Annotated in this window: 15 protein-coding genes and 1 pseudogene; 9 read left to right on the top strand and 7 right to left on the bottom strand. The window is 56.1% G+C overall.

Annotation, left to right across the window (positions count from 1 at the left end; genetic code table 11):
* Both AAAC48_RS26895 and AAAC48_RS26890 read left to right on the top strand, forming a co-directional pair.
* Nucleotides 1-245: pseudogene (locus tag AAAC48_RS26895) on the top strand (homoserine dehydrogenase); the annotation flags it as partial.
* Nucleotides 246-480: 235 nt separating this feature from the next.
* Nucleotides 481-840 (top strand): hypothetical protein, encoded by a 360-nt coding sequence (locus AAAC48_RS26890; protein ID WP_340657130.1) that lies wholly within the window; start codon nucleotides 481-483, stop codon nucleotides 838-840.
* A gap of 23 nt (nucleotides 841-863) precedes the next feature.
* On the opposite strand, the gene kynA is transcribed toward AAAC48_RS26890, so the two are convergent.
* The 3 genes from kynA to AAAC48_RS26875 are packed head-to-tail and all read right to left on the bottom strand — an operon-like array spanning nucleotide 864 to nucleotide 3,709.
* Entirely contained in the window at nucleotides 864-1,703 is an 840-nt protein-coding gene (gene kynA / locus AAAC48_RS26885) for a tryptophan 2,3-dioxygenase (protein ID WP_340657129.1), read from the bottom strand.
* Nucleotides 1,700-2,947, bottom strand: a complete 1,248-nt coding sequence (gene kynU / locus AAAC48_RS26880) for a kynureninase (protein ID WP_340657128.1) — start codon at nucleotides 2,945-2,947, stop codon at nucleotides 1,700-1,702. Before kynU ends, kynA begins: the two co-directional genes overlap by 4 nt.
* 18 nt (nucleotides 2,948-2,965) lie before the next feature.
* A complete protein-coding gene (locus AAAC48_RS26875; RefSeq protein ID WP_340657127.1) occupies nucleotides 2,966-3,709 on the bottom strand; it encodes a GntR family transcriptional regulator in 744 nt (247 codons plus the stop codon).
* Between the two features lie 105 nt (nucleotides 3,710-3,814).
* Here AAAC48_RS26875 and AAAC48_RS26870 point away from each other — a divergent pair, with 105 nt between their 5' ends.
* From AAAC48_RS26870 to AAAC48_RS26855, 4 genes are all read left to right on the top strand, one after another.
* Nucleotides 3,815-4,789, top strand: coding sequence for an ABC transporter substrate-binding protein (locus tag AAAC48_RS26870; protein ID WP_340657126.1), 975 nt, complete (start codon nucleotides 3,815-3,817; stop codon nucleotides 4,787-4,789).
* Nucleotides 4,790-4,898: 109 nt separating this feature from the next.
* The gene (locus tag AAAC48_RS26865; RefSeq protein ID WP_340657131.1) at nucleotides 4,899-5,681 is read left to right on the top strand and encodes an ABC transporter ATP-binding protein; all 783 of its coding nucleotides are present in this window, start codon (nucleotides 4,899-4,901) and stop codon (nucleotides 5,679-5,681) included.
* Nucleotides 5,682-5,686: 5 nt separating this feature from the next.
* On the top strand, nucleotides 5,687-6,598 hold the full coding sequence (locus tag AAAC48_RS26860) for an ABC transporter permease (RefSeq protein WP_340657125.1): 912 nt from the start codon (nucleotides 5,687-5,689) through the stop codon (nucleotides 6,596-6,598).
* Nucleotides 6,599-6,625: 27 nt separating this feature from the next.
* Nucleotides 6,626-7,462 (top strand): alpha/beta hydrolase, encoded by an 837-nt coding sequence (locus tag AAAC48_RS26855; RefSeq protein WP_340657124.1) that lies wholly within the window; start codon nucleotides 6,626-6,628, stop codon nucleotides 7,460-7,462.
* 76 nt (nucleotides 7,463-7,538) lie between these two features.
* Here the strand turns inward: AAAC48_RS26855 and AAAC48_RS26850 are convergent, their stop codons facing one another.
* A complete protein-coding gene (locus AAAC48_RS26850) occupies nucleotides 7,539-7,799 on the bottom strand; it encodes a helix-turn-helix transcriptional regulator (protein ID WP_340657123.1) in 261 nt (86 codons plus the stop codon).
* A gap of 265 nt (nucleotides 7,800-8,064) precedes the next feature.
* Between AAAC48_RS26850 and AAAC48_RS26845 the strand changes: the two genes are divergently transcribed.
* Nucleotides 8,065-8,247, top strand: a complete 183-nt coding sequence (locus AAAC48_RS26845; RefSeq protein WP_340657122.1) for a hypothetical protein — start codon at nucleotides 8,065-8,067, stop codon at nucleotides 8,245-8,247.
* Nucleotides 8,248-8,292: 45 nt separating this feature from the next.
* Here the strand turns inward: AAAC48_RS26845 and AAAC48_RS26840 are convergent, their stop codons facing one another.
* Together AAAC48_RS26840 and AAAC48_RS26835 are read right to left on the bottom strand one after the other, a co-directional pair.
* On the bottom strand, nucleotides 8,293-8,934 hold the full coding sequence (locus AAAC48_RS26840; RefSeq protein WP_340657121.1) for a 3-oxoacid CoA-transferase subunit B: 642 nt from the start codon (nucleotides 8,932-8,934) through the stop codon (nucleotides 8,293-8,295).
* 1 nt (nucleotide 8,935) lies between these two features.
* Nucleotides 8,936-9,658, bottom strand: coding sequence for a CoA transferase subunit A (locus AAAC48_RS26835; protein ID WP_100003827.1), 723 nt, complete (start codon nucleotides 9,656-9,658; stop codon nucleotides 8,936-8,938).
* Nucleotides 9,659-9,737: 79 nt separating this feature from the next.
* On the opposite strand from AAAC48_RS26835, the gene AAAC48_RS26830 reads away from it, so the two are divergent.
* A complete protein-coding gene (locus AAAC48_RS26830; RefSeq protein WP_340657120.1) occupies nucleotides 9,738-10,325 on the top strand; it encodes a LuxR C-terminal-related transcriptional regulator in 588 nt (195 codons plus the stop codon).
* A gap of 3 nt (nucleotides 10,326-10,328) precedes the next feature.
* On the opposite strand, the gene AAAC48_RS26825 is transcribed toward AAAC48_RS26830, so the two are convergent.
* The gene (locus AAAC48_RS26825; RefSeq protein ID WP_340657119.1) at nucleotides 10,329-10,877 is read right to left on the bottom strand and encodes a cupin domain-containing protein; all 549 of its coding nucleotides are present in this window, start codon (nucleotides 10,875-10,877) and stop codon (nucleotides 10,329-10,331) included.
* A 146-nt stretch (nucleotides 10,878-11,023) separates the two neighbouring features.
* On the opposite strand from AAAC48_RS26825, the gene AAAC48_RS26820 reads away from it, so the two are divergent.
* Nucleotides 11,024-11,270, top strand: a 247-nt coding sequence (locus tag AAAC48_RS26820; protein WP_340657118.1) for an aminotransferase class III-fold pyridoxal phosphate-dependent enzyme, incomplete at its 3' end; no start/stop codon positions are given.

Below are 11,270 nucleotides of genomic sequence, written 5' to 3'. Positions count from 1 at the left end.
AGAAGGATCTGCAGCCGGGCGACAGGCTCGATGCCATCGGCGAATATTGCTACCGCGCCTGGATCATGACGGCCGCCGAAGCACGCAGCGCCGGCGCCATCCCCTGCGGCCTGTTGCAGGGCGGCAGTGTTACCCAGCCGATCAGGAAGGGCGAACTCATCACCAGCGCCAATGCCGCTCCCGCCCCCGGCTCGAAGATCGTCGAACTCAGGGCAAGACAGGACAAGCTCGTCTATGGCGGGTAATGTATAGATCGATACAAAATATTGCCGTCCTGGCTGCAAAGTCAGGGCGGGTTTTCATTTCGGATGCGTAACGAGGCCGCATTAAGAGATAAAAACAATGATTTAGCGAACGCGGGTTGTTCGCGGCAAAGCTCAAATATATCTGTGCAAAACTTGCTTCTCCTTGAAAAGGACGGGTTCGCCAACAATATTAATAAATGGTTAACGACCGAGTCTTTGATATCAGGAGCATGTAGTGCCAGCCTATCAAGTCAAGTTCGCTTATCTGACAAAGTATAAACAGACGCGTCATCTGTTCCATCAGCTCGTCATTGCCGAAGACGAAGCGAGCGCCTTGGTACGTGGCCGTCAGATGATGAGCAAACGGTCGTCCAATGCCCGTATCGTACATGAATCCTGCGTGCTTCGTGCGGACAGTACGGAGGTAGAAAGTGCAACCGCGCAGGGCTGGACCCTCAATGACAGCTGGTGGTCAAGGCCGATCAAGCCCGATGATGATCTTGCGGCAATTGCCAAACATGGCTTTACGCATAGAAATCACATCCATGCCAAATCCGCCATGGACTGCGTGGCGATCGATAAGCGCGCGGCGTAAATTCTTGCTTGGTTAGGTGACCTTCAAAGATCGGTCCTTACGTTCCACAATTCCGGAAACAGCACGACCTCCAGCATCTTGCGCAGATAGTTGACGCCGGATGTTCCGCCCGTACCGGTCTTGAAGCCGATAATACGCTCAACCGTGGTGACATGGTTGAAACGCCAGCGACGGAAATAATCTTCGAAATCCACCAGCTTTTCTGCGAGCTCGTAGAGCGGCCAATGAGCTTGCGGATCGCGGTAGATTACCAGCCAGGCGTCGCGCACGCTGCTATTCGCCTCGTAGGCCAGCGAGCAGTTGCGCTCCAGCACAGATTTGTCTATCGCAAAGCCCTTGCGCGCCAAAAGCCGGATGGACTGGTCGTAAATGCTCGGCGCATGGAGGATTTGCTTAAGCCAGGCATGGATATCCGGCGTGTGCTCATGCGGGCGCATCATCGCGGCATTCTTGTTGCCGGCGAGGAATTCGATGGCCCGGTACTGAAACGACTGAAATCCCGACGACATTCCCAGCGCTTCACGGAACGTGGTGTATTCGCTAGGCGTCATCGTCCTCAGCACGTCCCATGCCGAATTCAACTGGTCGAGAATACGTGAGACCCGTGCCAGCATCTTGAAGGATGGGGCCAGATCGTCCCTGGCGATGTGCTCGCAAACCGATAACAGTTCATGAATGACCAGCCGCATCCAGATTTCAGACGCCTGATGCTGCACAATGAACAACATCTCGTCATGAGCATCGGACAGCGGTGATTGCGCCGTGAGGATCTTGTCGAGGCGCAGATAGTCACCATAGGACATGCGCCCCTCGAACGACATCTGCGCGCCGTCCCCTTCCGGATCATAGGGTGTACGGGTCATGTGACAGCTCCCCTCACCTGATATTCGGGCGCATCAAAGGCGCGCGTGGCGAGGATATCCTTGAGAATAACTGCTGCCTGCGCCACCTCGGCAAAGCTCAGGTAGAGCGGCGTCATACCAAAACGGATGATATCCGGCGCCCGGAAATCGCCTATAACGCCGCGGGCAATCAGCGCCTGCATGGTCGCGTAGCCATTGTCACAGGAATAGGAGACCTGGCTGCCGCGGCATTCCGCATCGAGCGGCGTCACGAGCGTCAATCCAAAATCTGCAGCAAACGCGCCGACTTCCTGAATGAAGAGATCACAAAGCGCAACGGACTTTGCTCGCAGTGCCGCCATGTCGACATCATCCCAGAGCGCCATTGCCTCATCCATCGCCACCATGGCGAGCACAGGCGGTGTGCCGCACAGATACTGTTCGATGCTGCGAGATGGTGCATAAGAGGAGTCAAAGTCAAAAGGAGCGCGATGGCCGAACCAGCCAGAAAGCGGCTGGCGGAAGCCACCCTGGTGGCGCGGATTGACATAGAGAAATGCCGGAGCGCCTGGCCCGCCGTTCAGATATTTGTAGCCGCAACCAATAGCAAAGTCGGCATTTGCACCGGTCAGGTCGACCGGCATCGCGCCCGCCGTGTGGCAAAGATCCCAGATGACGAGGATGCCTTTGTCATGCGCTGCCTTTGTCAGCGCCGCCATGTCGTGGCGGTAGCCATTGCGGTAATTGACATGGGTCAGCATCAGCACTGCCACATCATTATCCAGCATACCTGGAATATCCGCCGGCGCACTGGCCAGAGCCAGCCGGTGTCCCTTGCCGATCTGCTTCGCCACGCCTTCAGCGATATAGAGGTCGGTCGGGAAATTGTCCCGCTCGGAAATGATCTTGCTCCGCCCGCCATTAAGGTCGAGCGCGGCCGACAGAACCTTAAACAGGTTGATTGACGTGCTGTCGGCAGCAACGACCGTGCCGTCCTCTGCACCGATCAGCCGGGCGATCTTCTTGCCGACGCGCTGTGGCAGATGCACCCAATCAGCCGTGTTCCAGCTGCGGATCAGCTGCTCGCCCCATTCGTCGCCGATCGTCTTTGCCACCCGCTGCTTGACGGTTTTCGGCAAGGCGCCAAGCGAATTGCCATCGAGATAGATCACACCGTCCGGCAGCTCAAATCTGTCGCGGAAGGCACGCAATGGATCGGCCTGATCGGCTTGTCTGGCATCGATATTTGCAATGGTGCTGTCCATGGTTTCCCTTTTCATAAATCAGGCGGCCGCATCTATGCCGGCAATACCACTCGCTTTGGCGAGTTTCAGGAACGCTTCCTTGGCAAGACTCACATGATCGACCATCAAGGCTTCCGCCCTGATCTTGTCGCGATCGAGCGCCGCCTGCATAAGTGCCGTATGCGCCTCGATGCCGAGCGCCTCCCGCGAGAGCACGCCAAGCGCGCCATCGCCTTTCTCTTCGGCAGCCCGATTAAGATGATCAATGCGCAGAATGATATGGCGTCGATAGCGCTGCAACTGGGCATTGACCTGTTGCGCGAAGTTCATCAGCCATATTGAGGATGCCCCCGCAATCAGGGCAAAATGAAACTCAGTGTGCGCAGCATCCCAAAGGTCGATGGCTTCTGATTGCGAAAATGAATTCGGGACCTGGCATTTCGACAGTCGATAGTGGGCGCTGACCAGATTGGCCTCCCAGTCGCGATCACCCTTCTCGATCGATCGCACCAGGAGTTGGGTTTCAATGGCTGAACGGGCTGACTCAAGGTCTTCGAGTTCCTCCAGCGTTACCGTTGCAACCCGAAAGCCCTTGTTGGCTTCGGTCGTAACGAAGTTTTCCGCGTGAAGCCGGTTCAATGCTTCGCGCACCGGCGTTGCGCTGCTCCCAAGCTCCTGGGCGAGTGCACGCAAGCGCAAAGACTGCCCCGGTCGTAGCCCGCCGTTGAGGATGCGGGATCGCAACACTGCATAAAGGCTGTCAGACTTGACGCTCTCGGCCATCGCTTCCCCTTTGAGAGTTCCATTTAGTATTGTATATCATTTCACATTTGTTATATTATTTTCAAGCCTCAGGAGGCGGGACACACAAAAAAGGGAGAGAAATCGATGATTGGCGCAAAATTTGTGGTGCGGACAGCGCTCGCGACAGTGCTTGGCTTGGGTCTTGGGCTCGCAGCAGCTTCTGCCGAAACGAAGATCGGCATTGCCCAATTCGGCAAGCATCCGCAGCTCGACGAAACGGTCACAGCATTCAAGGCCGAATTGGCCAAGCTTGGCGTGGCGGATGCCGTTTATGACGAATTGCAGGTCAACTTCGACGCGACCCTTATTCCACAGATGGTCACGAAACTTGTTTCGGGCAGCCCGAAACTCATTCTTGCTGTGACAACGCCCGTTGCCCAGGGCGCACGGCAGATCGTCGGCAATACCGGTACGCCAGTTGTCTTTGCGGCAGTCACCGACCCTGTCGCCGCCAAGCTAACGCCGTCATGGGAAGCGGGCGATAAGGGCATGACCGGGGCATCCGACTTGCAGGACGTCAGCTCTGTCGTGAAGTTCATCCGCAAGTTGTTGCCGGACGCAAAGCGTCTCGCTTATCTCTATAATCCCGGCGAGGACAATGACGTAGCCGTATTGAAGCTCATCAAGGCCGCGGCAACTGCCGAAGGGATGGAACTGGTTGAAGTCGGCCTCGATAACACCAACGACATTCCGATCCGTGTCAGCTCGCTCGCCGGCAAGGCCGATGTCATCTACGTACCGGCTTCGAACCTGGTCCAGCCGGCGGTACCAGCCGTCGCTGCTGCCGCACTCAGTGTTAACATCCCTATCGTCAACGCATCTGCCCAGGCCGTTCGTGATGGGCTTGTTGGCGCTGCCTTCGAAGTATCCTACACGAAAGTTGGCCAGAATGCGGCCAAGCTTGCGTCCGAGATCATCGCCGGCAAGTCACCGGCGAGCCTTGCCCCCATCAAGCCGACCTATGAGGATCATACGGCCTTGATCAACGAGGCTGTTCTGGCAAAAACCGGCCAGAAAGTGCCTGATAGCTTCAAAGATTGTGAGTGCTTCGTCAAATAAACCTTCTCCTTTGATCCGCAAACATATAGTTCCTGCGCCAGCTAAGCGCGGGAACTTTTGTTACAGGGTTCATTGCTCTGGTTTATGAGGCTTTCACATGACGACAGATATGCTTTCCGTTAAGGGCGGCACCAAGATTTTTTATCGTGGCACACAGGACGAGCGACGGGCGCTTGACGGGCTCGACATCGCGCTGAAACCGGCCGATTTCTGCGTCGTGATCGGCAGCAACGGCGCGGGCAAGTCGAGCTTTCTCAATGCAGTCTCCGGCAAGCTGCCGCTGGACTCCGGCCGCATCTCCATCGATGGCCAGGACGTCACCAAACTGAACGCCCATCGCCGCGCCCAATTCATAGCCCGGGTGTTTCAGGATCCGATGATAGGCACTGCACCGACCATGACGATTGGCGAAAACATGTTGCTGGCGGAACTGCGTGGCAAACGACGCGGCTTTTCCTATGGGCTTACTGCTGCGCGGCGGGCCAAATACAGCCAACAGCTTGCAGAGCTCAATCTCGGGCTTGAAAAGCGACTGGACATGCCAGTCGGACTCCTTTCCGGCGGGCAGCGTCAGTCGCTGTCGCTGGTCATGGCCGTATCGACCAGGCCTAAACTCCTGCTACTGGACGAGCACACGGCGGCGCTCGATCCGCGTACAGCAAAGCTTGTGATGGATACGACCGTGCGAGCGGTGGAAGAATTGCAGCTGACGACATTGATGGTCACCCACAATATGGAGCATGCGATCAAATACGGTAACAAGATCGTCATGATGGATGCGGGCAAGGTCCTGGTTGAGATTGGTCAGGAGGAGAAAAGAGGTATTACCGTTTCTGATCTCATTGACCGGTTCCACACGAAATCCGATGCCATCGCACTACAGGGAAGCTAGAGTTCATGGACGTTCTTAACAGTTTCTACGGCCTGATCCCCGTCACCATCGCCCAGAGCCTGATCGTAGCTTTCGTTGTTATCGGCGTGATGCTGCCCTTCCGCATCCTGAACTTTCCGGATCTCACCTCGGAAGGGGCCTTTCCGCTTGGCGGCTGCGTCTGTGGCACGCTGATAACCCTCGGGGTCAATCCCTTCCTCGCCTGTCTCGTCGCGCTGATGTGCGGTTTCGCGGCAGGCTGCACCACCGCTTTCATCCATCTGCGCTTCAAGATCAACACACTGCTTGCGGGCATTTTGGTCATGACGATGCTTTACAGCATCAATCTGCGCATCATGGGCCGCACGAATATTCCGCTTTTCACCTACGACACTGTCTTCACCCTCCTGGCGGGTGCGTCAGCCAATTTTCCGTGGGCCAAGATACTCGTCGTCGGACTGCTGATTGCTCTCGTGGTTGCCGCAATGCTTTATTTCTTCATGTCGGAAAAAGGCACATCCATGCGCGCCGTTGGCGCAAGCCCGGATATGGCCGAGGCACAGGGCATCAATGTCGGCACGGCAACAATTATCGGCGTAGGTGCGGCAAGTGCACTTTCAGCAACTGGCGGTAGCATTATGGTCCAGACGCAAGGCTTTGCCGATGTAAACATGGGCTTTGGCATCCTGATTAACGGGCTTGCGGCACTTATCATCGGCGAAGCCTTCACTGGACGCCAGACCATTCTGCGGCAGGTACTGGCTCCGGTCGTTGGGGCGCTGGTCTATTATCAGCTCATTTCGTTCTGTCTGACCCTCGGCCTTGCGCCCGCCGACTTGAAGTTCGCCACCGGCGCCTTCGTGCTTTTAATGCTGGCCTTGCCAAATCTGCGTAAGTCCGGCGGCGGGGTGCAGATACGCGAGAAAGTCAGGGAATAGAGTTCATTCGCTCGGGAGGAGCAACCCATGAATACTGTTGACGCTGTCGATTGGGACGACGCCTACTCGAATTTTGCCTATATTCCAGATGGCTACGAATATCTGGCCAAATGGCTTTCGCTTGCTCAACAGTTTCGCGAGGACATGGACCAGAAGGGTCTTATGAAGAGCGATATCAGCTACGGCCCGCATGCACGCAACCGGCTTGACCTGTTTATGCCCTGGGGGGATTTGAACGGTCTCGCCGTCTTCGTCCATGGTGGCTACTGGATGGAGGACTTCGACAAGTCCGCCTGGTCTCATCTGGCAAAAGGCGCTCTCGCCCATGGCTTCGCTGTCGCCGTACCATCCTATGCGCTTTGCCCCGAGGTCCGCGTCAGCGAGATTACCGTACAGGTGGGCCTGGCCATAACCCGTGCTGCGAGCGAGATTGCCGGGCCAATACACCTTTCGGGTCATTCAGCCGGCGGACACCTGGTCGCTCGCATGGTGACGTCGACATCACCGCTCACACAGACAGTCAGGCAACGTATTCGCAAGACCGTACCGATATCCGCACTTGCAGATCTGCGCCCGCTGATGAAGACCGAAATGAACGATACGTTGCATCTTGATGCGGTCGAAGCACGGCTAGAAAGCCCTGCCCTGCTGGAACCGCAGGAGGGCATTGATATGACCGCTTGGGTGGGCGCAGCAGAACGGCCTGAGTTCGTGCGCCAGACCGCGCTGCTCGCCAATATCTGGTCGGGTTTTGATTGCCGTGTGGATGCGGTCGAAGAACCGGGCAGGCATCATGCCGACATCATCGAGGGCCTGGCTGAGCCTGACCATATCCTGACGCACAAGCTTCTGTGCCTTCAATGAGATCAAACAAAAGGCTGCCAGAGTTGGGATTTCACCCTGGCAGCCTTTTGAGTACCGATTTATTAATATTGTTTTTTTAGGCGCTTAGGCGCTTCGACTCTTCAATGATCATTGCATTGTTCGGAAGGCCGAGCGCATGAGCAATACGCTCCAGCTTGCTTGGGTCAGAATTCTGACCACTTTCAATTGTTTCGATTTCGAGGCTGGTCAAACCGCACGCGACGGCCAGATCCTCAACGGAATATCCGAATTGTTCGCGAAATGCCCTGACAATATTTGTACCATTGGCTAGCGCCGTGGAAATTGCTTCTGGCAATGAATAGTCGCTGTTGTTCATCGCTTTGCTCCTAACGTGAAAGGTTTGGTTAACAAATCGGAAGGCCGAACTTATACGTCCATCACGCGCGATCAAGCCTTTTATGACACTTCACAAAAAACGTGAACGGAACGCCTGAGGGAAACTCGCCTTATTCTGGCACTAGATTTCGGTAGAATGATAAAGCTGCCGATTGTTAACTCGACCATTTGCTGAAGAATATCAGTGGATTGTTACGTCACTGTATCATTCACAACTGGCTACATTTAGGAGCGAGGTCACGAAAATGCACCCTCACCCCGGTAAATATTTCAAAGCCATTTTTCTGGTGATTGTAACATTTGTCCCGCTGATTTCCGGCTGTGCCCGCGTCTATTATGGCAGCTTTCGTTATGACGCTGCCTGCGTCGATTACGATCCCCGCTACCCCGGTGCGAGCCCGGTTTGCGTCGTTAAGAAGACGCAGTAGAGGACTGGCGCGTTCATCACCGCCAGCCCTCCACGGCTCATTCGGCTAGAGTGAGACCTCGAACGCCGCCTGCGTCTTTGCCTTGATTTCATCGATCGTCACGCCGGGTGCGATTTCGATCAACGTCATCTTTGGCTCACCGCGCCGTTCGATGGTGAAAACGCCCAGATCCGTAATCACCAGATCGGTGACGCGCTGGCCCGTCAGCGGCAGAGTGCATTGCTCAAGGAGCTTCGCTTCGCCCTTTGCTTCATGTTCCATAACGACAACGACTTTCTTGACGCCGGCGACGAGATCCATCGCGCCGCCCATGCCCTTGACCATCTTGCCCGGCACCATCCAGTTGGCAAGATCGCCGTTGCGGGCAACCTGCATTGCGCCGAGAATGGAAAGGTCAATGTGACCGCCGCGGATCATGCCGAAGCTGTCCGCTCCGGAAAAATAGCTCGTCGTCGGCAGTTCGGTAATTGTCTGCTTGCCGGCATTGATGAGGTCGGCATCTTCCTCGCCCTCATACGGGAAAGGCCCCATTCCGAGCATGCCGTTTTCGCTCTGCAGTTGAACGCTCATGCCGGTAGGGATATAATTGGCGACAAGGGTTGGAATACCAATGCCAAGATTGACATAGAAACCGTCCTGCAATTCCTGTGCGGCCCGTTCGGCCATCTGATCGCGTGTCCAGGCCATCTTACTTTACCTCACTTGCAGCGATGATACGCGGGCGGGTCGTGCGCTGTTCGATATGCTTGACGGGATTGGGCACGTGCACGATCCGTTTGACGAAAATGCCGGGCGTATGGACGTGGTCCGGGTCGATCTTGCCCGCATCGACCAGATGCTCGACTTCCGCCACAGTGATCTTGGCTGCTGTCGCCATGATCGGATTGAAATTGCGCGCCGTCTTGCGGTAGACAAGATTGCCTTCCGTATCGCCCTTGAAGGCGTGAACGATGGAAAGATCGGCAAACAAGCCGCGTTCCATCACATAGGATTCGCCGTCAAATTCACGCACATCCTTGCCATCAGCGATAATAGTGCCGACACCGGTCTTGGTGTAGAAGGCCGGGATGCCTGCACCACCGGCGCGAATGCGCTCGGCGAGCGTTCCTTGCGGGTTGAATTCCAGTTCGAGTTCGCCCGACAGATATTGCTGGGCGAACAGTTTGTTCTCGCCGACATAGGACGAGACCATCTTGCGGATCTGCCGTGTTTCCAGAAGGACGCCGAGGCCAATGCCGTCGACACCTGCATTGTTTGAAATGACGGTCAAATCCTTGACGCCAGAATCACGGATCGCGTAGATCAGCGCCTCGGGAATGCCGCAAAGGCCAAAACCGCCCGCCATGATGGTCATGCCGTCGAAGAGCAGGCCGTCAAGCGCCGCGCTTACTTTTGAATGAACTTTTCTCAAGAACAGTCTCCCATTTCTCCATCCTCTGCACCAACGGTATGGCTTGTCTCGGGCAGACAGATAGTCGTATTAATACGGCATGACAGCACCGGAGTTTCCTAACGCCGACATTGCCTATTCAGGAGGCGCAAAGCGCTTCTGGCTGGCTGACTTGCCAGTGCCGATGGTCTACGCCACGCACCGTATCATACGCGATTGCAATTTCGAATTCGCGCAAGAGTTCGGCTATGAGCGTGACGAGCTGATTGACCAGAGTTTTTCGAGGCTCTATCCGAAGATCAGGGACTTTGTGCGCACCGGTGAAATGTGGCGGACAAATTTTGCCGGAGGCAGGGTTTACTATGACGAGCGCGTCATGCGCCGCCGTTGTGGATCGAGCTTTTGGTGCCGCGTTCGTGGGCGCAGCCGGAACCAGGCCGACCCCTTTGCCGAAGCGCTTTATTGCTTCGAGCTAATGAACCGCGCGGTTGCCGGAAATGCCAGCCTGATTTCCGATCGGCAAAAGCAAGTTCTGACCCGGGTTTCACAGGGCAAGACCAATGCACAGATCGCCGAAGAGATCGGCCTTTCGAAGCGCACCATCGAGGCGCATCGCGCCCGCCTCATGCGCACGTATGGTCTGCGCAACAGTGCAGAACTGATCGCCTGGTTCTCGTCGTTACGATAATCGTCAAAACGTCGGCGGCGTACAGGCGCTCACCACCTCGCAGGGGTTTGGACCGATGCAGCGAAAACGATGCGGCCGGCGGCTTTCGAAATAATAGGCATCGCCCGGACCGAGAATGCGCCGCTCGTCATCGACGGTCACCTCGATCCGCCCGCTAATGACGATGCCACCCTCCTCGCCTTCATGCACGAGCGGGACCTTGCCGGTATCGCCGCCTGGCTCGTAGCGCTCCTTTAAGATCTGCAGTGCCCGGCCGAACAGATTTTCCCCGATCTGCCGGTAAGAGATATTGCCCTTGCCAATCTCCACCAGCTCGCGCGATTCATAGAACACCTTTTGCCGCCGATCAGGTTCCAGAGCAAAGAATTCGGCAAGCCCGATGGGTATCCCGTCAAGAATGCGTTTCAGCGCGCCGACCGAGGGGTTCGTCTGGTTCGATTCAATCAGCGAGATCGTGGAATTGGTCACGCCAGCCCGCTTGGCAAGTTCGCGCTGGGACAACCCGTGCCGTTCGCGCAAGAAACGCAAACGTCCACCAAGATCGATGCTCATGCAATCCTCTCGTACTGTTTCATGTGTTCTGTATCGGACAAAGTTCTCATGAGACAACAACAATATCAATAGCTTGATTGTACACAGAAAAGGACTTGTTGAATAATGCAAAGCATGGCTGTGTAACCGGAGAAGAGGAGTTACCCATGCTGATGTCCAACACCCCGTCGCTCGAAAATTACTGGATGCCATTCACGGCGAACCGGCAGTTCAAGGCGGCCCCCCGACTACTCGCCGCAGCCAAGGGCATGTACTACACTGATGTCGACGGCGGTCAGGTGCTTGATGGCACCGCGGGCCTCTGGTGCGTCAATGCGGGCCACGGCCGCGAAAAGATCGCCGACGCCGTCGCACATCAGCTCATGACCATGGATTATGCGCCATCCTTCCAGA

Source organism: Phyllobacterium sp., assembly GCF_037994405.1.
Taxonomy (GTDB): Bacteria; Pseudomonadota; Alphaproteobacteria; order Rhizobiales; family Rhizobiaceae; genus Phyllobacterium.
This window is presented reverse-complemented; position numbering and strand designations above follow the sequence as displayed.